The organism is Ruegeria sp. BE1, from assembly GCF_056538885.1.
Map to the genome: position 1 here is coordinate 534,592 of NZ_JBQFTY010000002.1, position 18,681 is coordinate 553,272.

Annotated in this window: 20 protein-coding genes and 1 pseudogene; 8 read left to right on the forward strand and 13 right to left on the reverse strand. The window is 60.8% G+C overall.

Annotated elements, in window-relative coordinates:
* The first annotated feature begins 25 nt into the window (after nt 1–25).
* Together ACR0J5_RS08935 and ACR0J5_RS08940 are read left to right on the forward strand one after the other, a co-directional pair.
* Nucleotides 26–721 (forward strand): NAD-dependent deacylase, encoded by a 696-nt coding sequence (locus ACR0J5_RS08935; RefSeq protein ID WP_480652896.1) that lies wholly within the window; start codon nt 26–28, stop codon nt 719–721.
* Between the two features lie 69 nt (nt 722–790).
* A complete protein-coding gene (locus ACR0J5_RS08940; RefSeq protein ID WP_480652447.1) occupies nt 791–1,399 on the forward strand; it encodes an HdeD family acid-resistance protein in 609 nt (202 codons plus the stop codon).
* An 89-nt stretch (nt 1,400–1,488) separates the two neighbouring features.
* Here ACR0J5_RS08940 and ACR0J5_RS08945 read toward each other — a convergent pair whose 3' ends face one another.
* The 5 genes from ACR0J5_RS08945 to meaB all read right to left on the reverse strand — a co-directional run bounded on the left by ACR0J5_RS08945 (nt 1,489) and on the right by meaB (nt 5,434).
* On the reverse strand, nt 1,489–1,968 hold the full coding sequence (locus ACR0J5_RS08945) for a copper chaperone PCu(A)C (protein WP_480652449.1): 480 nt from the start codon (nt 1,966–1,968) through the stop codon (nt 1,489–1,491).
* A 37-nt stretch (nt 1,969–2,005) separates the two neighbouring features.
* A complete protein-coding gene (locus ACR0J5_RS08950) occupies nt 2,006–2,332 on the reverse strand; it encodes a hypothetical protein (protein WP_480652451.1) in 327 nt (108 codons plus the stop codon).
* Between the two features lie 427 nt (nt 2,333–2,759).
* Nucleotides 2,760–3,047: a 50S ribosomal protein L28 gene (gene rpmB / locus ACR0J5_RS08955; protein ID WP_085794823.1), complete on the reverse strand. Its 288-nt coding sequence runs from the start codon at nt 3,045–3,047 to the stop codon at nt 2,760–2,762.
* Between the two features lie 119 nt (nt 3,048–3,166).
* Nucleotides 3,167–4,351 (reverse strand): Hint domain-containing protein, encoded by a 1,185-nt coding sequence (locus ACR0J5_RS08960; protein WP_480652453.1) that lies wholly within the window; start codon nt 4,349–4,351, stop codon nt 3,167–3,169.
* Between the two features lie 105 nt (nt 4,352–4,456).
* On the reverse strand, nt 4,457–5,434 hold the full coding sequence (gene meaB, locus ACR0J5_RS08965; protein WP_480652455.1) for a methylmalonyl Co-A mutase-associated GTPase MeaB: 978 nt from the start codon (nt 5,432–5,434) through the stop codon (nt 4,457–4,459).
* A gap of 120 nt (nt 5,435–5,554) precedes the next feature.
* Between meaB and hrpB the strand changes: the two genes are divergently transcribed.
* The 3 genes from hrpB (at nt 5,555) to ACR0J5_RS08980 (ending at nt 10,131) form a co-directional block, all read left to right on the forward strand.
* On the forward strand, nt 5,555–7,996 hold the full coding sequence (gene hrpB / locus ACR0J5_RS08970; RefSeq protein ID WP_480652457.1) for an ATP-dependent helicase HrpB: 2,442 nt from the start codon (nt 5,555–5,557) through the stop codon (nt 7,994–7,996).
* Nucleotides 7,997–8,105: 109 nt separating this feature from the next.
* Entirely contained in the window at nt 8,106–8,564 is a 459-nt protein-coding gene (locus ACR0J5_RS08975; protein ID WP_480652460.1) for an NUDIX hydrolase, read from the forward strand.
* A gap of 97 nt (nt 8,565–8,661) precedes the next feature.
* Nucleotides 8,662–10,131, forward strand: coding sequence for an inorganic phosphate transporter (locus tag ACR0J5_RS08980; RefSeq protein WP_480652462.1), 1,470 nt, complete (start codon nt 8,662–8,664; stop codon nt 10,129–10,131).
* Here the strand turns inward: ACR0J5_RS08980 and ACR0J5_RS08985 are convergent.
* The 5 genes and pseudogenes from ACR0J5_RS08985 to ACR0J5_RS09005 all read right to left on the reverse strand — a co-directional run bounded on the left by ACR0J5_RS08985 (nt 10,124) and on the right by ACR0J5_RS09005 (nt 13,223).
* Entirely contained in the window at nt 10,124–11,107 is a 984-nt protein-coding gene (locus ACR0J5_RS08985; protein ID WP_480652464.1) for a 2-dehydropantoate 2-reductase, read from the reverse strand. The two genes, ACR0J5_RS08980 and ACR0J5_RS08985, sit on opposite strands and share 8 nt — an antisense overlap.
* A gap of 66 nt (nt 11,108–11,173) precedes the next feature.
* Nucleotides 11,174–11,431 (reverse strand): hypothetical protein, encoded by a 258-nt coding sequence (locus tag ACR0J5_RS08990; RefSeq protein WP_480652466.1) that lies wholly within the window; start codon nt 11,429–11,431, stop codon nt 11,174–11,176.
* Nucleotides 11,432–11,491: 60 nt separating this feature from the next.
* Nucleotides 11,492–11,890, reverse strand: a complete 399-nt coding sequence (locus ACR0J5_RS08995; protein WP_480652468.1) for a recombinase family protein — start codon at nt 11,888–11,890, stop codon at nt 11,492–11,494.
* Between the two features lie 241 nt (nt 11,891–12,131).
* Nucleotides 12,132–12,284, reverse strand: a pseudogene (locus ACR0J5_RS09000) (pirin family protein); the annotation flags it as partial.
* Nucleotides 12,285–12,395: 111 nt separating this feature from the next.
* Nucleotides 12,396–13,223: a phytanoyl-CoA dioxygenase family protein gene (locus ACR0J5_RS09005; protein WP_480652470.1), complete on the reverse strand. Its 828-nt coding sequence runs from the start codon at nt 13,221–13,223 to the stop codon at nt 12,396–12,398.
* A 185-nt stretch (nt 13,224–13,408) separates the two neighbouring features.
* On the opposite strand from ACR0J5_RS09005, the gene ACR0J5_RS09010 reads away from it, so the two are divergent.
* On the forward strand, nt 13,409–13,897 hold the full coding sequence (locus tag ACR0J5_RS09010) for a twin-arginine translocation pathway signal (protein ID WP_480652471.1): 489 nt from the start codon (nt 13,409–13,411) through the stop codon (nt 13,895–13,897).
* Between the two features lie 6 nt (nt 13,898–13,903).
* A complete protein-coding gene (locus tag ACR0J5_RS09015; RefSeq protein WP_480652473.1) occupies nt 13,904–14,500 on the forward strand; it encodes a ferric reductase-like transmembrane domain-containing protein in 597 nt (198 codons plus the stop codon).
* On the opposite strand, the gene argF is transcribed toward ACR0J5_RS09015, so the two are convergent.
* Nucleotides 14,497–15,423, reverse strand: a complete 927-nt coding sequence (argF, locus tag ACR0J5_RS09020) for an ornithine carbamoyltransferase (RefSeq protein ID WP_480652475.1) — start codon at nt 15,421–15,423, stop codon at nt 14,497–14,499. The two genes, ACR0J5_RS09015 and argF, sit on opposite strands and share 4 nt — an antisense overlap.
* 75 nt (nt 15,424–15,498) lie before the next feature.
* Nucleotides 15,499–16,686 carry an acetylornithine transaminase gene (locus ACR0J5_RS09025; RefSeq protein ID WP_480652477.1) on the reverse strand — a complete coding sequence of 396 codons (1,188 nt, stop codon included), beginning with the start codon at nt 16,684–16,686 and terminating at the stop codon, nt 15,499–15,501.
* Between the two features lie 289 nt (nt 16,687–16,975).
* On the opposite strand from ACR0J5_RS09025, the gene ACR0J5_RS09030 reads away from it, so the two are divergent.
* On the forward strand, nt 16,976–17,866 hold the full coding sequence (locus ACR0J5_RS09030) for a DMT family transporter (protein WP_480652479.1): 891 nt from the start codon (nt 16,976–16,978) through the stop codon (nt 17,864–17,866).
* Here the strand turns inward: ACR0J5_RS09030 and ACR0J5_RS09035 are convergent.
* Nucleotides 17,848–18,651, reverse strand: a complete 804-nt coding sequence (locus ACR0J5_RS09035) for an ABC transporter permease (RefSeq protein ID WP_480652481.1) — start codon at nt 18,649–18,651, stop codon at nt 17,848–17,850. The two genes, ACR0J5_RS09030 and ACR0J5_RS09035, sit on opposite strands and share 19 nt — an antisense overlap.
* Between the last annotated feature and the right edge of the window lie 30 nt (nt 18,652–18,681).

An 18,681-nucleotide genomic window follows, 5' to 3' on the forward strand; every position in this document is an offset into this window, starting at 1 on the left:
CCAAGATGTAACGTGTGGGGCACAGATGGAAAAGGTCGTCATTTTGACAGGAGCCGGAATTTCCGCCGAAAGCGGGCTGGGCACGTTCCGCGGCGCAGGCGGGCTGTGGGAGGGGTACCGGGTTCAGGACGTCGCCAGCCCCGAAGCCTTTGCCCGCGATCCCGCTTTGGTCCACCGGTTCTACAATATGCGCCGGGCAAAGGCGGCAGAGGCCGCGCCCAACGCGGCACATAGGGCGCTGGCCCGGATGCAGCGGGAATTGGATGGTGAGGTCGTCATCATCACTCAGAACGTCGACAGCCTGCACGAAGCGGGCGGCGCATCGGATGTACTGCACATGCACGGCACTCTGGCAGGCGCGCTATGCGCCGCATGCAGCCACCGTTGGCCCGCCCCGGCCGAGATGGCTGTGGGCGATACCTGCCCCGCCTGCAACGCCCCGGCTGCGCGTGCAGACATCGTATGGTTCGGCGAAGTGCCCTATCACATGGACACGATTTACGACCACCTGACCAGCGCCACCTTGTTTGCCGCCATCGGCACATCAGGACAGGTCTATCCCGCCGCCGCCTTCGTGCACGAGGCCAAAGCCTCGGGCGCGCAGACCGTCGAGTTGAACCTTGAGCCGTCGCAGGGCGCATCGCAGTTTGACGAGGTCATACTGGGCCCGGCCTCGGAAACTGTCCCGAATTGGGTCGACCGCCTGCTGGACCAACGCTGACCGCAATTCCGGCAGACAGGATCGGGTTTTGCTGTTTATAGTAAAGGCCTAACCAACCGGAATAGCACGATGACAGACCCTCAACCCCCACGCGAAGAAATCCTTGAAAGCGACAGCCAGGACGCCCGCGACGCATTGGGCGACCAGCTTGCGGGGCTGTGGTGGACATTCCTGTTGCGCGGGTTGTTTGCCGGGGCGCTTGGCATTGCCGCGCTGTTCTGGCCGACGGGCAGCATCTCGCTCTTGCTGCGCCTATTGGGGTTTATGCTGGTTTTGGACGGTGGCCTGACCCTGCTGGGCTTTGGCCGGCGCGGCCTGATCGGAGGCGTCGGCATCGGCGCATTGCTGATCGGATTGGTGCTACTGATCTGGCCCGAAGGTGTTGCGCGGCTGACCTTTTTCCTGTTGGGCGCGTGGGCGCTGATCATGGGCGTCGGGTCGTTGATGGCCTGGCGGCAAATGTCGGGTCAGCATCCCGACGCGGGCTCGGTCCGCAATTCGGGCATTGTGGCGCTGGTGATCGGTCTGGCGCTGATTTTCTGGCCCGGCACCGGCATGGTCGCGCTCAGCTGGGCAATCGCGTTCGGGGCGCTGGCCTTCTCGGCCGTGATGTTCTGGCTGACCGCGCGATTCAAACCTGCCCATGACCGCGTCGCAATGCGCGTGGTCAATCACTGAACCGACCCTCAGAAACGACATCAGGCCGGGCAAAGCCCGACCTGACACATGGATGACGGCCGCAACGCGGCCTGAAGACAGGTGTTCGCTCAGTTCGAATGCGAATGAGACCCGTGCCCGCCCGCGTCTTTGCGCTCCAGATCGACCGGCACCTCAAGGACCAATTCGCCCGCCTGCTCAAAGATCAGCGTCACCGGCACGGTCGCACCATGTTCAAACGGAGCCGTCAGCCCCATGAACATCACATGCGCTCCGCCCCGTTGCAGCATGTATGTCTCGCCCGCCGGGATCACGAACCCTTCTTCGACATGCACCATCTTGGCCACGCCATTGTCATCGACCTCATGGGTGTGCAGCTCGATCCGCGCCGCCGCATCTGAATTGACGGCGATCAGACGATCATCGGTGTCACCGGTATTCTGGATCATCATAAACGCCGCCCCGGCCTTGGCGGTTTTGCCAGAGGACCGCGCATAGGCGTCATCAACGGTGATTGTACCCTGCGCAAATGCCGACGTTGCCAGGGTGGATACGGCCAATACGGCCAGGACTTTGGATGTGAAGGACATTATGCCTCTCCTTGCTGAAAACTGATGGAATCGGGTTTCACATCAGCACAGGAGGCGCCCGCGCAGGCGTATGAGGGACAGGAAGTGCGATCAGGTTGCCAGCTGTACGCTGGGGCGCAAGACGGGCAGCCACGGGTGCCGCAGGCAGGTCAGGCACGGCGGGATCAATCGCCCCCAGCAGGTTCAGCGCATAGTCAGGACAGAAATGCGGCGCGCTTGTTGGCTGGCCTTCGGCGTCCATATAAACGACCACCGGCCCCTCGCCGGTACACAGAACCATCTGTCCTGCGACCTGATCGACACCGCGCGACACGGCCAACCCCTGCCCCGTCAGTATAACCAGCAGCGCAAGTCCAAAAGGCAAGAATCTGTTCAGAACCAATTTCATCCTGTGTCGGATATACCCCCGGCGCACAGCGCGCTTCAAGCGCTGTCGGATGCGACAAAAACCCGTGAGCCGAGGTTTTTGTCAGCGATCCAGACCCGGTCGTTTGACCGAACCTTTCGTCAGGCTGGTATGCAGCCTGTTCACCTGTCGTTGCATCCGAAAGCATGTCCCGAACGACTTACCAAAACGTGTCGCCAACAGGGCTAAAAAGTCAGACAGCTTAAAAGACATGAGATCAAACTCCGCCAGATGAATATGAGCAAACATAATTCATCTAAGGCGGGGTGTATGTGAACAATGTCACCGATCCGGCAGGCTTATATCCATTTCAGGAACAGCCAGATCAACGAAAAAGCCCTGCACCTTGCGGTACAGGGCTAAATTCTTTTTCGTGCGAAAGGACTTAGGCCGCGGCTTGTGCCTTGGCGATTTCCTTTTTCACTTTCAGCGCGTTTGCCGACAGCTCTTCGTCCTTGGCTTTGGCCAAGAACGCGTCCAGACCACCACGGTGATCCACCGAACGCAGCGCCGCCGCCGAGATGCGCAGCTTGACGCCACGGCCCAGGGTTTCGGACTGCAGGGTGACGTCGTTCAGGTTCGGCAGAAAACGACGACGAGTTCTGTTTTTGGCGTGGCTGACATTGTTGCCAGTCATCGGGCCTTTTCCGGTCAGTTCGCAACGGCGCGACATGGTTTCTTCCTTTGTTTCTGGAGGCCGGGCATGATACCCACAGCCAAATCACAAGGGGCGCAACCCGAAGTCGCGCCCGAAAACTGGTTGGATGCGTGTAGTGGGAATCGCCGGAAGGGTCAAGACGGATCAGGCGAATTCTTTAACCCAATATCTTCAACCGGGCGTGCCACCCCTTGCAGCAGAGGTTTGAGGTTTTTGCGATGTCTCTCAAGCAAGCGCACTTGCTGTCTTCCAATCGGGATTAAGCGCGCAGGTTTCGGTTGCAACCGCAGCTGGTCGAGTTCCGGAAATATCTCGAAAATCTCTTGCCGGGCCTCGGGCCCCAACGACTTCAGCGCCTCAACACCCGTGAACAGGCTTTCAGTTGGCGCATCCTCGGCAAAAATAATCTGGTGGCAGTCGAACAGCAGGTGAAAATACTCAACCTCGGCAACCGAGTCATCGACGAAGATGCCCGGCAAAACGACAAGCTTGATCGCCGGGATCAGTACTTCGGACGTGCCGAACATCCGCTCGGCGATCTTCGACTGCACCAGCATGCGGTGTTGACGGGACACCAAAAGGTCGCGGCGCGGCAGGTTGTTTCCCAAAGCACCTGCCAGAATACGAACAGGCCAAAGCTTCGGCTTGCTCAGCAATTCCCTCCGGCTGAACCCGCGGCGACCGATCCAGCGGATGGGTTGCGCTGCATATCCCATGACGGGAATCCTGTCCCCGATCCGCAGCGTCTGCACAGGGCGCGGGCCCGCCGGGGTCAAAATCGCAGTATCCCGGGTAAAGCACGGCACGCCCGTGCCATTTTCAAAGGCGGAATAGGTCACGACGATGCCGGAAGGCAGCGTAAACGTACCACTGGATACCGAGTAACCCACGCCATCTTCGACGGTGATCGTGCCAAAGACGTTGTCGTTGATCACCGTTCCCACCGGAAGGTTCAGCGTATCGGTGCCGCTGCCACCCCGGATGTCTTGATCGACGCTGGTACTGCTGAAGGTCAGAGTATCGTTGCCTGCCCCTAAACGAATGGTACCCACGGTCGAGCCGCTGATATCAACGGTATCGGCATTCGATCCGCTTGCGACACGTCCGCCGACGGTACTGTTGGTCACGGTTATGGTGTCGTTGCCCGCATTGCCGATCACGTTTTCAGCAATCGTGCTGTCGGTGACGGTTATGTCGTCGTCGCCAGCCCGCCCTCGGATATCGTCAATCGGAGACCCCTGCGGTGATCCGTTCAAAGACCCGCTGTCATTTGTGACGTCGATGTCGTCGTCGCCGTTTGTCCCATTGATCCGGGGCATGCTTGTGAGTCCCCTCTACCCAGATGAGGAGAGTACCACACTTCTGGTGCAAAGGCATCCAGGGCAACAACCTTAGGCGGAAATTAGCCTGAAAAAAACAAGCAATTAGCGAATGATCAGCGCGGCCAACATCCTATCCGCCGCCACGGAAGGACTTAGCCTACCATCACGCACTTGCGCACCCAACCGGGCCATGTCGGCGCGGGCTTGCGACGTTGACAATTGGGCCAACAGCGCTGTGCGCACCTCTTGTTCGAACCAATACTGCGCCTGTGCCGCCCGGTTCGCATCCCAATGGCCCAGATCACGGCGCGCTTGGGTCAGGGATTGCATCTCGTCCCAGGCGCGCTCAAGCCCGTGCTCCTCGACTGCCGATACGGTCATCGCCTTGGGAAACCCTTCGGGATCCTGCGGGCGTTTGCGCAACAGACGCAGGGCCCCGGCATAGTCGGCGCAGGTCCTTGTGGCCGTGGCCTTGAGGTCTCCGTCCGCTTTATTGATCAGAATCATATCGGCCATTTCCATAATGCCGCGTTTGACACCCTGCAACTCGTCCCCTCCGGCCGGGGCCAGCAGCAGCAGGAACAGGTCCGACATCTCGGACACCACGGTCTCCGACTGCCCGACGCCAACCGTCTCGATCAGGACCACATCGAACCCGGCCGCCTCGCACAGGGCGATCGCCTCGCGCGTGCGGCGGGCCACGCCGCCCAGATGGGATTGGCTGGGGGACGGGCGGATAAAGGCGTTTTTCTCGCGGCTCAGACGCTCCATCCGGGTTTTGTCGCCCAGGATTGAGCCGCCCGACCGGGTAGAACTGGGGTCAACCGCCAGAACCGCAACGCGCAGCCCCAGCCCGATCAGCATCATGCCAAAGCTTTCGATAAAAGTGGATTTACCCACCCCCGGCGTGCCCGAGAGCCCAATCCGCAGGGATTGACGTTTGGACTTGGCCAGATGCCCCAGCAGTTCAGCCGCCTGAGCCCGGTGATCCGCACGGCCGCTCTCGACCAGAGTGATGGCTCGGGCCAGCGCGCGACGCTCGCCGTTCAAAATCCTGTCGCTCAGCTCAGCGGTGTCCATTGCATGCCCCCTACCCGACTTTTGCGCCTAGATGACGTAGCAAAACGGGTATTGTCCAGTACCAAGTCTTATAGTGCGTCGGAACTGGACCTTGGCGGATGGTTGACGGATAAAGCCCGCATGACACGCCTGCCCATCGACGACGCCATTCCCGACCTGCTTGCGGCCCTCAGGGCTACGGGCCGCGCTGTGCTGCAGGCCCCTCCGGGGGCGGGTAAGACGACACGGGTGCCTCTGGCGATGCTGGAGGCCGATTTGTGCCAAGGTAAGATGGTGATGCTGGAGCCCCGCAGGCTGGCGGCGCGCGCCGCAGCCGAGCGGATGGCCGAAACTCTGGGCGAACGCGCAGGTGAGACGGTCGGCTACCGCGTGCGCGGTGAGGCGAAAGTGTCGAAATCCACCCGGATCGAGGTTGTGACCGAAGGTATCCTGACCCGGATGCTGCAATCGGAACCGGACCTGCCCGGCATCGGCGCGGTGATCTTTGACGAATTCCACGAACGCTCGCTAAACGCCGATCTGGGGCTGGCTTTGTGCCTTGAGGTAACCGGCGCGCTGCGCGATGACCTGATCCTGCTGGCCATGTCCGCTACGCTGGACGCCGAACCTGTGGGACGGCTCATGGGGGCCCCTCTGATCACCTCGGAGGGCCGCAGTTATCCGGTTGAAACCCGCTGGCTGGATCGCCCCTTGGGCGCACAGGCACGGCGGCTGGATGCGCTGATCGATCTGGTGGTTCGGGCCGAACGCGACACGCGCGCAACCGGTGGCGGCGTGCTGGTTTTTCTGCCCGGTGAGGGCGAAATCCGACGGGCCGAGGGCGCGCTTTCCGGTCGACTGTCTAAGGATTGCGTTCTGCGCCCTTTGTTCGGAGCCATGCCCTTTGCCGCCCAGCGCGCCGCGATTGCGCCGGTGAAAGAGGGACGCAAAGTGGTGCTGGCCACGTCGATCGCCGAAACCTCTCTGACCATTCCCGACATCCGTGTGGTTGTGGACATGGGACAGGCCCGGCGGGCGCGGTTCGACCCCGGATCGGGCATGTCCCGGCTGGTGACCGAACGCGTGACACGGGCCGAGGCCACCCAGCGCGCGGGCCGTGCCGGGCGTGTGGCCGAAGGGGTTTGTTATCGGCTCTGGTCCAAGGGCGAAGAAGGCGCTTTGGCCGCCTATCCTCCGGCCGAGATCGAGGCTGCCGACCTGACCGGCCTGTCGCTGGAATTGGCGCTTTGGGGTGCTGAGCCGGGTGATCTGGCCTTCCTGACCCCTCCGCCCGAGGGAACACTGGCCGAGGCCAAAGCCCTGCTGCAAATGCTGGGCGCATTGGATACCAAGGGGCGGATCACGGAACACGGGCGCGCCCTGTCTGCCCTGCCTCTGCACCCGCGTCTGGGGCATATGCTGGTCCAAACCGGGCCCGACGCCGCCGTTTTGGCCGCGCTGATGGCCGAACGTGATCCGCTGAAAGGCGCGCCGGTGGACATGCTGCTGCGGCTTGAAGCGCTGCGTGATCTGCGCGCATTTCAACGCAACCGGGTCTGGCAGGTCAACGCGGGCGCTGTGGATCGGATCAAGGCCGAGACCAAACGGCTGCGCGGCAAGGGAGGGTCCTCTGACCTCAGCCCTGCCGCCATGGCTGCGCTGGCCTACCCCGACCGGATCGGACAACGCCGCAAGGGGGACGTGCCACGCTATGTCCTGTCAGGCGGCAAGGGCGTTGTATTGGACGCGGGCGACACGCTGGCCGCTGCACCCTACCTTGTGGTCACGGATACCGACGGCAACCCGCGTGAGGCGCGTGTTCGGTTGGCGGCCCAGATCTCGGAACGTGAAATCCGCGATCTGTTCGCGGACCAGATCGAATGGGTCGACAGCTGCATCTGGTCGAAACGCGAGCGTCGCGTCGTGGCGCGGCAGCAGGAGAGGTTCGGCGCGATCACCCTCAGCGACCGGATATGGAAAGACGTGCCCGATGACGCTGTGGCACAAGCCATGCTTGATGGTGTGCGCGATCTGGGCTTGCGGCTGGACGGCGCGGCGGCGCGGCTGGCGGCGCGGGTCGAGCTGGTTCGCGCAGAGGGCGTGGACCTGCCCGATTTCACAGTCGAAGGGCTGATGGCAACTCTGGACGACTGGCTGCTGCCGATGTTGTCAAACGTGCGCAATGCCGAAGAGTGGAAGCGGTTCGACCTGCTGCCAGCCCTGCGCGCCCGTCTGGACTGGACCCAGACACAAGAGCTGGACCGCCGCGCACCGGGTGCATTTCAGACCCCGCTTGGCCGCAAGGTGCCCATCGACTATGGCGGGGCAGTCCCCGAGATTTCAGTGCGCCTGCAGGAACTCTTCGGTGTCACCCGCCACCCCGTTGTGGGGGGCGAGGCGCTGAAAATCACCCTTTTGTCCCCGGCGCAGCGCCCGATCCAGATCACCCGCGATCTGCCCGGATTCTGGGCAGGGTCATACGCGGATGTACGCAAGGACATGCGCGCGCAATATCCCAAACACCCCTGGCCCGAAGACCCCACCCAGGCCGACCCTACCCTGCGCGCCAAAAGGCGGGGATAAACGATTTCCGATAGGAAATATCAGGCGAACTCCGGAAACATTGTAAACCAAACTGCCGCCTGTTATGTCACGACAGTTTGAAAATAGAAGGTCACAGAACGGCACAAAGATGTGGCAACGGCTGAGAAAACTCTGGGAAAAGGTTGGCAGACCGATCTTCCTGCGCCCCCGCCGGGTGCAGTTTGCAGCTTTGTGCACGCGACAAAGTGAAAATGGCCTGCAGGTCCTACTGATCACCAGCCGCGATACCGGGCGCTGGATCATTCCCAAAGGTTGGCCCATCGACGGCAAGGACGGGGCTGAAACTGCCCTGCAAGAAGCGTGGGAAGAGGCTGGCGTACGCGCATCCAGCCCTGCCAAAGCGCCGGTCGGCCACTTCACCTATGACAAGATCCTCAAGGACGGCTCGGCCCAGCCGGTCTTGACAACTGTCTACCGGGTCGAGGTTCAGGCACTGGCAGAAGACTACCCCGAGGTCGGTCAGCGCAGACGGGAATGGGTCACGCCCCAAACGGCAGCCGAACGCGTCGCCGAGCCGGAATTGCGCGACCTGCTGCGGCAATTGTAACGGTTCCGCAACAATCTGACGGCAATGCTGTTGCCTAACGCGGTGAAACCCTCTAGCGGCCCATGTCATCTACCAAGCTGCGTGAAAACCTTCGAATATGACCTTAAAAAACCGTTGGCAGGCGCTGGACAGCGACCTTCACCGAATTTCCCGCGTTGAAAGCGCCAATGCCTATGTGTCGCGTCCGATGCTGGCCCCTGGCATCGCGCTGGCGTTTATCGTGCTGGCGGGCCTGGCTGCTGCTGTTTTTTTTGGGCGCGCTGACGGCGGGTTGATCGTGGTCGCAGCTGCAGCGTTCGGGGCCTATATGGCGATCAATATCGGCGCCAACGACGTGGCGAACAATATGGGCCCTGCCGTTGGCGCGAACGCCCTGACGATGGGTGGTGCGATTGTCATCGCGGCCATTGCCGAAAGCGCAGGGGCGCTGTTGGCCGGGGGCGATGTGGTCTCGACCATTTCAAAAGGGATCATCGACCCTGCCTCGGTTCAAAACAGTACTGTGTTCATCTGGGCGATGATGGCGGCGCTGATCTCATCTGCGATGTGGGTCAATATCGCCACATGGTTCGGCGCGCCTGTCTCGACCACTCATTCCGTCGTGGGCGGTGTCATGGGCGCAGGGATCGCGGCAGCAGGGATAAGCGCTGTCAGCTGGGGCACCATGAGCGCGATCGCCGCAAGCTGGGTGATCTCGCCCGTTCTGGGCGGCGTAATTGCCGCGGGGTTTCTGGCGCTGATCAAGGCCAAGATCCAGTATCAGGACGACAAGATCGCCGCAGCACGGCGCTGGGTGCCGATCCTTGTGGCCGTGATGGCTGCGGCTTTTGCCACCTATCTCTCGGTCAAGGGCTTGAAGCGGATCGTCAAGATCGAGCTTGAGATGGCGCTGCTGATCGGTCTCGCCTCGGGCCTGTTGGTCTGGTCGGTGACGGTGCCCTGGGTGCGGCGCAAGTCCGAAGGGTTGGAGAACCGCACCAAATCGCTGAAAACGCTGTTTGGCCTGCCGTTGGTGATCTCGGCCGCGTTTCTGAGCTTTGCGCATGGGGCCAATGACGTGGCCAACGCGGTGGGGCCGCTGGCCGCCATCGTCCATACAGCCGAATTCGGGGATTTCGCATCCAAGGTGGCAATCCCGACATGGGTCATGGTGATCGGAGCCTTTGGGATTTCTTTTGGCCTGTTCCTGTTTGGCCCCAAGCTGATCCGCATGGTGGGCAGTCAGATCACCAAACTGAACCCGATGCGCGCCTTTTGCGTGGCGCTGTCGGCGGCGATCACCGTGATCGTGGCCAGTTGGCTGGGCCTTCCGGTCAGCTCAACCCATATCGCGGTGGGCGCGGTTTTCGGGGTTGGGTTCTATCGGGAATGGCATTCGGATCGGCGCTGGAAACAGTCAAATCAACAGCGTCCCCCCCAAATGCGGCTGGCCCGCGAAGAGCATCAGCGCCGCAAATTGGTCCGTCGCTCACACTTCATGACAATCGTTGCCGCATGGGTCATTACTGTTCCGGCAGCCGCAGCGATGTCAGCGACTATTTTCCTGTTCCTGACGGCCTTTATCTGACCTTTCGCGCGATCTGATCAGGGGACATTCCGACGCTGGGGGCCTGTTCCACCAACCTGAGGACTTTGGCACAGATCGGGGTCGCCACGCTGACCTCGGCACCCAAGCGGACAACTTCGCCTTGCAAGCTGCCAATTTCGGTGGCTCGCCCGGCCATCAGGTCATAGGCCATCGAGGTCCGCGCGTTGGGGTCGATAGTCAGCATCCGTGCCGCGATCCGGGTGAACACCGGCGTCGGCAACCGCAGGATATGCGGTGTCATCCAGGCTGGCAGAGGCGTAGTCGACGCCACCGGATGCCCTGCCGCCCTGAGAACAGCCAGAGCCTCGGCCATCTGATCCGCCATCAGGCACCGCCAGTTCCGATCCAGCAATTGCTGTTTCAACGTCAGCCCCGACAACGCATTCAGCGCGTTGTTGAGGTTGATCACCAGCTTGCCCCATTGCACGGCGTCGATCTCATCGCTTTCGACAACCGGCAGATCATCGCTGCTCAGGCTTTGCCCCAGCGCCCCCGGCCCGCTTTGGATCACGATCTCGCCCGAGGTCGCCCGGTGGAAACTCCCCGGGTCCGTCGGAACCACATTGAACGGCACCATTCCGGCCCGCACATCATGGCCTGCAAGGGCCGCGCGCAGAATGCGGGCATTCTCCATGCCGTTTTGCCAGGACAGCACTGGGACCAAGCCAGGCGCGTTTTTGGCTATCTGCGCGGCAATTTCAGCCGTCGCGCCGGTTTTGACGGTCACGATGACCAGTTCGGCATCCCCCAGACTGGCCGGATCTTCGCTGAGGGTCAGGGTCTGCGCCGGTACGTGACGTTTCAGGCTCGCGAAATCCGTAACCGTCAGGCCTCGATCCCGAATAGGGTCGAGCACACGCGCGCGGCCCAGCAGGGTCACATCATGCCCCGCATGGGCCAGCAGCGCCCCGCAATAGCAACCTATGCTGCCTGCGCCTGCGATCACGATCTTCATAGCACCCCTCCTTGACCCAAAGGATCGCCGGGATAGGCGCGCCGGGCAAGGCCCCCTGACGTTTGGTCAGCGGGCAAGACGCGGGCGGGTACCCTGAGCGGCCAGATCACGGGCAATACCGACAGGGCGGTCACCGTTGGCAAATCTCTCGAATACGTCACGGACCAGATCAGCCTTGTCGTCGATCACCTCGAACTCTCTGGATGTCTTGGGGTCACCAATTACCTTGATCCATGCCGGTGTCTGAGACGAGCGCACACGGGTGCCAGTAATGGTATCTTGGGTATTCGTGGACCAAGCAGCGGTAAGGCGCTTCGACTTCATCACGGACTCTTCTCTTGCCCGAGTGAAAGTCAAAAGGATCATCACAGAGACCAAGGGGTCTTAATCGAGGTCTTTTCGAGTATAGACTTTTCCATCACTCAGTGTGACGATGTCAATGTCGAGATCGAGGATGTTCTCGAGAGTATTCCGCGCTCGTCTGATCTTGTCTCGAGAAAGACGGTCAAGGTTCTCGATTAGGAGTGTGGACCTTTTGGGGATTGCCCCCGCCCTCACGGCTTCCAGAAAGGCTCCTAGCTTACCGTCAGCACCGGCATTCCGACCAGCGAAAGCCGACACACCGTCATCAACGAAATTGGACGACGAAAGCGTGTAGCCGTTCTCAACACACCATTTCTCTGCCGCTGCAGTCTGTCGGCGCAAGCTGTCACCGTCGCGCTGTTGGTCAGATGACCAGCGCACGTAACTGAACGCAATAGGTCTATCGTATCCGTCGTTCATTGTTCTTCGCCTTTGCTATCCCTGCAGGCTCACCCTAGATGATCGGCCCTATATCTCCGCGTGATCTATTGGAGATGAGGCCTATCATGGTCAAGTGTACCTGCGATGTTACCCTTGGTTTAAGTCTTTGACCGAGGACGCAGGAAAGGACATGAACGAAAGAGGAGATCGAACCACCTCATGCACACACCAAGCAACCTCGGGCCTACTTAGTGGTAGGGTTTTTACGATTATACTTCAAAAAGATGAACGGGCCCACCAATTGACGTTTGAGCGAAGGCAGCGCGCGGCGCACTTCGAACCCGCCAAGGTCCCGCGCGCGCGGAATGATCAGGGTTTCAAGGGCCGCGTTTTCCGAAAGGCATTCGGGGCTGTGCGTGGGATTCCAACTCATTCCGGCTCTCCTGCTTTCAATGGCTTCAGTTCACTGATGCAGGATATAGATCGAATTTCCGCACTGTTATCCGTATTTTTGCACACAAACGGTGCAGCGCGCTTTCTATTCCTAACCCCGTGGCCAAAGCCTTGGAAAAAACGGACCGTCGATACGGTCCCCTTCCCGATACCCCGCCGCTTCGAACTGCGCGCGCTCGTCTTTTGCCCAGTCACCGCGATAGCGGATGATCCCGTCGGGCGCTGTCATCCGCAGTGTGAACCGCCGGACCGTTTCACTGGGCGTGACCGAGGACAGCCCCCCATGCAGGGTCCGCATGTCGAAAAAGATGCAATCTCCGGGCTCCATATCCCACTGCAGCAACTCATAAGCGCCGGGATCAGCGTTGATATCCGGAGGTGGATGATAGGTCTGCCCGGCAACCTCTGTCGGGTCATAGCTGGGATGCCCATCGGCAAACCGGACCCGCATGAACAGCTTGTCCCACAGATGAGAGCCTTTGACGAAAGCGATACCATTCTCTTTCCTTACGGGCTCCAGCGGCAGCCAGAGGACACACATGGTGCCTTCGAAATCGAAATAGGCCAGGTCCTGATGGAAAGGCGGGCGTGAGGTCGATCCGGCCTGACGCAGGAACCAGTTGTCCATAACAAGGTTGATCGACGGTGCGCCCAAAAGCTGCGCGGCCAGCGGGGCGCAGGGGGAATTATGGACGAAATCCTTGAATTGCGGGATTTTCTGCCACGCCCAAAAATCCTCGAAATACGCCGGTACGTCGGGGTCTTTGGTGTGGCGGGTGAAGTTATCGGTCGGGTTGGCAAGATCAGCATCAATCCCCTGACGCAGCGCAGACAGCCAATCGCCCGAGAACTTGGACCGCAAAACAACAGCCCCGTCACGTTGGAAAGCTGCGATTTCTTCGGGAGACACTGTTTGCATATTGTCCATATCTCAACCTTTCAGATCGATGCCGGAAGGATGGCATCCGTCTCGGCGCGGCGTCAAAATAAATCGTGGGCGCCCACAGCGTTCACAGACGCGTGAGGATGACCTCGGAAACGGGGCGGAACATGCTATCTTTAAGGAAACCCGACGAAAGGCTTCGCACAGCAAGAGGTTCTGACATGACGCAATCCCCGCTTTCCCGCCGGTCTGTGATCGCACTGGGCGGTGCCGTTCTGGCCACCGGTTCGGCCGGCCTGTTGACCCCTGCAAGCGCAGCGGGGCTTGCGCCGACGCCGTCCATGCGGGGCGGGTCCAACAACTATCGCCCCGGCGCGCCCATCGTAGAGCGGATCGGTGGCGGTGGGTTCTGGATGACCGGCACTGTGCGCCGCGCGGGGGATGGCGCCCCCCTGCCCAATCAACGTATCCAGATTTGGGCCCACACGACCGAGGGGCACGAGCGTGACCCGCAAAGCCATGGCGCGACGCTGACGGATGCCAAGGGTGAGTTTCGCCTTGAAATGCCTCAGATCGTGCCCGCCTTTGGACAGCCACATGCACATTTGGCCTATGACAGCGGAGAGTTTCAAACGGTCTTTCTGCGGCCCCTTATGGCAAGTTCCAAAGACACAACCCTTGCTGCGCATTTTGTGCTGCAGCCCATCTGACCTTTCGTGACGCGCAGCTTTTTGATCTGGAGCGGTTTGGCTCTGGCGCTGACCGTTCCTGTGATTGCGGCGGCCTACAGCCCGTTGCTGCAATGGCGTGATCCCATTTACATCATCGCAGGATTTGCAGGCGTGATCTGCATGGGGCTCCTGTTGCTGCAACCGCTTCTGGCTGCGCGGGATTTGCCCGGGCTGTCTCCGCTAAACAGCCGTCGGTGGCATCGCCGGGTCGGTGTAACACTGGTTGTGGCCGTGCTGGTGCATCTGATTGGGTTGTGGATCACCAGCCCGCCAGATGTTGTCGATGCGTTGCTGTTCGTTTCACCCACCCCATTTTCGGCCTGGGGTGTTACCGCCATGTGGGCGGCCTTTGCGGCGGCTGCGCTGGGGATTTACCGCCAGCGTCTAAAGCTGCGGTTCCGGGTTTGGCGGCTGGGGCACACCAGCCTAGCGCTGGTCACCGTCATCGGCAGCGTTGTGCATGCCATGCTGATCGAGGGCACGATGGAGATTATGACCAAAACCGCCCTCTGCATACTGGTTTTGTTGGCGAGCGCACGGGCGCTCACCAAGTTGCGGGTTTGGGATGTGCGCAGGCGTTAAAGCCCAAGGCACCAGCGCATCACCGCCTTTTGGGCGTGCAGACGGTTTTCAGCCTCATCAAAGATGACTGAGTTCGGGCCATCCATGACCTCGGATGTGGCTTCTTCTTCGCGGTGGGCGGGCAGGCAGTGCATGAACAACGCGTCGGGTTTGGCGTGCGACATCAGTTCGGTATTGACCTGATAGGGGCGCAGCAGGTTATGGCGGCGTTCCTTGGCGGATTGGGAATCGTGCATCGACACCCAGGTGTCCGCCACCACCAGATCAGCCCCTTCAACCGCTTTGAACGGGTCACGCTCAACCACAATTGTTGAGCCCTTCTGCCGTGCGAAGCCCATGAATTCTTCCTCGGGGTCAAACTGTGCGGGGCCGGTAAAGGTCAGATCGAACCCGAACTGCCCCGCCGCGTGCAGAAACGAGGCGCAGACATTGTTGCCGTCACCGGTCCAGACCACCTTTTTGCCCGCGATGGGGCCGCGGTGTTCCTCGAATGTCAGCACATCGGCCATGATCTGGCAGGGATGGGTGCGATCGGTCAGGCCGTTGATCACGGGAACGTCGGAATATTCCGCCATCTCGGTCAGGATCGTCTCATCAAAGGTACGGATCATAATCATGTCAACATAGCGCGACAGGACGCGGGCGGTGTCGGCGATCGTTTCCCCATGGCCCAGTTGCATGTCCTTGCCGGACAGCACCATGGTTTGCCCGCCCATCTGGCGCACGCCGACGTCAAACGAGACGCGGGTCCGGGTGGACGGTTTTTCAAAGATCAGTGCCACCATCCGGTCCTTAAGTGGCTGTTCCGCGTCCAGCGCCGCTTTGGGCTGCCCAAGGCGGGCCTGTTTCATGGCGCTTGCCTGATCGATCATGCCGCGCAGATCGCCCGCGTCAGTTTTATGGATATCAAGGAAGTGTTTCATATCGTTTCACTTTTATCTGGTTGCAGGTGGGGGCCAGCCCCCACACCCCCGCCGTATTTGGGACAAGAAGAAGGATCAGGCGGTTTCGAGTTTGGCTTCGACCTGTTGCGCTGCTTTTTCCAGACGGATCACCGCTTGTGCAATGTCGTCCTCGGTCAGGGTCAGCGGCGGCAACAGGCGGACGACATTGTCGGCGGCGGGGACGGTGATGACCTGATTGTCATAGCCTGCATTCACCACGTCGAGATTGGTGGGTTTGCATTTCAGACCCAGCATCAGGCCCGCGCCGCGCACCTCTTCGAACACGTCGGGATGATCGGAGATCAACCCTTCGAGTTTTTGGCGCAGCAGGCCCGCCTTGCGGTTGACGCCTTCGAGAAACGCAGGTGCCGCGACCTGATCGATCACCGCGCAGCCAACGGCGCAGCCCAGAGGGTTGCCCCCATAGGTCGATCCATGGGTGCCTGCGGTCATGCCGCTGGCGGCCTCTTCGGTGGCGAGCACCGCGCCCAGGGGAAATCCGCCGCCGATACCTTTGGCGACCATCATGATGTCGGGGGTGATGCCCGCCCATTCATGGGCAAACAGCTTGCCGGTACGGCCGACACCGCATTGGACCTCATCCAAAATCAAGAGCAGGCCATGTTCGTCGCAGATCTGGCGCAGGATTTTGAGGTCAGCATCGGGGACCGGGCGGATGCCGCCTTCGCCCTGAACCGGTTCGATCATGATGGCTGCGGTGTTCTCGGTGATGGCATTGGTGACACCGTCGAGATCGCCGAAGGTCAGATGCACGAAGCCGGGCAGCAGCGGGCCGAAGCCTTTGGTCATCTTCTCGGACCCGGCGGCGGCGATCCCGGCCGAGGACCGGCCATGGAACGAACCGTCGAAGGTGATGATCTCAACCCGCTCAGGCTGGTCTTTGTCATAGAAATACTTGCGGGCCATTTTCACGGCCAGCTCGCAGGATTCCGTGCCGGAGTTCGTAAAGAACACCGTGTCGGCAAAAGTGTGTTCCACCAGCTTGTCGGCCAGCGCCTGTTGCTGCGGGATGTGATAGAGGTTCGACACGTGCCACAGGGCATGGGCTTGTTCGGTCAGGGCGTTGACCAGCGCGGGATGGGCGTGGCCCAGCGCGTTCACGGCGATCCCGGCGCCGAGGTCCAGAAAACGTCGGCCATCCGCCTCGGTCAGCCAAGCGCCTTCGCCCTTCACAAACGTCAGGGGCGCGCGGTTATAGGTCGGCAGAACGGACGGGATCATCGGATCATCCTTTTCGATATGTTAAGCCCCGTGAGTGATACACGAAGGCCGGGTTCGTCAACTGATTTGGTGGGGTTCACGCGCATTTACAGCGCGCAATGGATCAAACGGGCCGGTTACGCAGCAAAGCGTCGGCGTCGGACTCGCAGGATATGAGCGGTTTTGATCATGCCGCGCGTATAACGGGCCGCGCCTGTTCTGAAAAGCCTGAAATTTTGCGCGGGGCTATTTTTGCGCCCTGGTCCATTTGCCGCTTGCTATTCAGTTCAGGCTGGCGCACCGCTTGGGCATGACGCCTGCTCAGCACAACCCGCCCCTTGCCGCTGCTTTGATCCTTGCGGCCAGCGCCCTGATGGCGGGAACTACCCTGCTCGCCAAAGCGCTGGGGACAGATGTGTTGGGCCCTGCCCTGCATCCGATGCAGATCAGCCATGGGCGATTTCTGTTCGCGTTTCTGGTGATCGTCAGCGCAGTAGGTGTTTTGCGCCCGCGGTTCAGCCGTCCGCATTGGGGGCTGCATATCGGGCGGACCAGTTTCGGGTGGGTTGGGATCACGCTGATGTTCGCCTCGGTCGCGTTCATCCCGCTTGCCGATGCCACCGCGATTTCCTTCCTCAACCCGGTTTTTGCCATGGTTCTGGCCGTCCCGCTGTTGAAAGAGGGCGTGGGCCCTTGGCGATGGCTGGCCGCCGGGGTCGCGCTGACCGGTGCGCTGATCCTGCTGCGCCCGACGCCCGACAGCTTTCAGCCCGCCGCACTGCTGGCCCTGGCGGCGGCGGTCTCGATCGGGATGGAGCTGATATTCATCAAGAAGCTGTCGGGTCGCGAAATCCCGCTGCAGATTTTGCTGATCAACAACGCGATGGGCCTGACGATTGCGACCATCGCGGTCAGCTTTGTGTTCCAGATGCCCACCGCGCCGCAATGGGCGGCACTGGCCGGCATCGGCGTTCTGATGGCCTGCGCGCAGGCGTGTTTCGTCAACGGAATGGCCCGGGCGGATGCCTCATTTGTTGCGCCGATCAGCTATGCCACGCTGGTCTTCGCGGCCTTCTACGACTTTGTGGTCTTCTTCGTGGTCCCGGACAGCATCAGCATGATCGGTTCGGCCATCATCCTGACCGGAGGGATGGTTCTGGTCTGGCGCGAAGCGCGCCAGCGTCACGGCTTGAGCCGATAGCCCGAGCGCAACATCTGCCAGGTCACAGCGCCGATCAGCACGGTCGACACGCCGCAGATTGCCATGCCCAGATAGGGCGAGCTGTCAGATACCCCGATCATCCCATAGCGCAAACCGTCAATCAGATAGAAAACCGGGTTCAGATGGCTGAGCCAATTCAACACCGGCGGCAGGGCCTGGACCGAGTAGAACGTCCCCGACAGAAAGGCCAACGGCGTGACGATGAAATTGGTGATTGCTGCCATCTGGTCGAATTTGTTGGCGAAAATACCGGCGAATACGCCCAGCGCGCCCATGAATGCGGCGCCGAGAACAACAAAAACCAGGGTGATGAACAGATTCTGCGGCACGATCGAGAAGAACACCAGCAAGGCCGCCCCCAACACAAAGGCAATCAAAGAGCTGCGGACAATACCCCCCGCCAGATAGCCCAGCAGGATTTCCAGCGGCGACAGCGGCGGCATCAGCGTGTCAACGATATTGCCCTGCACCTTGGCCACGATGATCGACGAAGACGTGTTGGCAAATGCATTTTGGATCACCGTCATCATCATGATCCCCGGGGCCAGAAAGATCAGAAACGGCACCCCCATGACATCCGGTCGGCCCGGCCCCACGGCGATCGTGAAGATCATCAGGAACAATCCTGCCGTGACCAGAGGGGCCATAACAGTCTGTGTCCACACGGACATAAACCGCATCGTTTCGCGTTGAGCCAGCGTAAAAAGCCCCAGCCAATTCACCGCACCAAACCGGCGCGCATCCTGATCCGTAAGATTCTGCATAGGAGCCCCATACCTGATTCGAAGACCGCT

Coding starts and splice junctions, on each gene's coding strand:
- ACR0J5_RS09030 (WP_480652479.1), top strand. CDS start 16,976: ATGACGCCTGCTCAGCACAACCCGCCCCTTGCCGCTGCTTTGATCCTT.
- argF (WP_480652475.1), bottom strand. CDS start 15,423: ATGAAACACTTCCTTGATATCCATAAAACTGACGCGGGCGATCTGCGC.
- ACR0J5_RS08940 (WP_480652447.1), top strand. CDS start 791: ATGACAGACCCTCAACCCCCACGCGAAGAAATCCTTGAAAGCGACAGC.
- ACR0J5_RS08985 (WP_480652464.1), bottom strand. CDS start 11,107: ATGAAGATCGTGATCGCAGGCGCAGGCAGCATAGGTTGCTATTGCGGG.
- ACR0J5_RS08960 (WP_480652453.1), bottom strand. CDS start 4,351: ATGCCCCGGATCAATGGGACAAACGGCGACGACGACATCGACGTCACA.
- ACR0J5_RS08945 (WP_480652449.1), bottom strand. CDS start 1,968: ATGTCCTTCACATCCAAAGTCCTGGCCGTATTGGCCGTATCCACCCTG.
- ACR0J5_RS09035 (WP_480652481.1), bottom strand. CDS start 18,651: ATGCAGAATCTTACGGATCAGGATGCGCGCCGGTTTGGTGCGGTGAAT.
- meaB (WP_480652455.1), bottom strand. CDS start 5,434: ATGGACACCGCTGAGCTGAGCGACAGGATTTTGAACGGCGAGCGTCGC.
- ACR0J5_RS08975 (WP_480652460.1), top strand. CDS start 8,106: ATGTGGCAACGGCTGAGAAAACTCTGGGAAAAGGTTGGCAGACCGATC.
- ACR0J5_RS08980 (WP_480652462.1), top strand. CDS start 8,662: ATGACCTTAAAAAACCGTTGGCAGGCGCTGGACAGCGACCTTCACCGA.
- ACR0J5_RS08935 (WP_480652896.1), top strand. CDS start 26: ATGGAAAAGGTCGTCATTTTGACAGGAGCCGGAATTTCCGCCGAAAGC.
- ACR0J5_RS09010 (WP_480652471.1), top strand. CDS start 13,409: ATGACGCAATCCCCGCTTTCCCGCCGGTCTGTGATCGCACTGGGCGGT.
- ACR0J5_RS08995 (WP_480652468.1), bottom strand. CDS start 11,890: ATGAACGACGGATACGATAGACCTATTGCGTTCAGTTACGTGCGCTGG.
- ACR0J5_RS09005 (WP_480652470.1), bottom strand. CDS start 13,223: ATGCAAACAGTGTCTCCCGAAGAAATCGCAGCTTTCCAACGTGACGGG.
- hrpB (WP_480652457.1), top strand. CDS start 5,555: ATGACACGCCTGCCCATCGACGACGCCATTCCCGACCTGCTTGCGGCC.
- rpmB (WP_085794823.1), bottom strand. CDS start 3,047: ATGTCGCGCCGTTGCGAACTGACCGGAAAAGGCCCGATGACTGGCAAC.
- ACR0J5_RS09025 (WP_480652477.1), bottom strand. CDS start 16,686: ATGATCCCGTCCGTTCTGCCGACCTATAACCGCGCGCCCCTGACGTTT.
- ACR0J5_RS08990 (WP_480652466.1), bottom strand. CDS start 11,431: ATGAAGTCGAAGCGCCTTACCGCTGCTTGGTCCACGAATACCCAAGAT.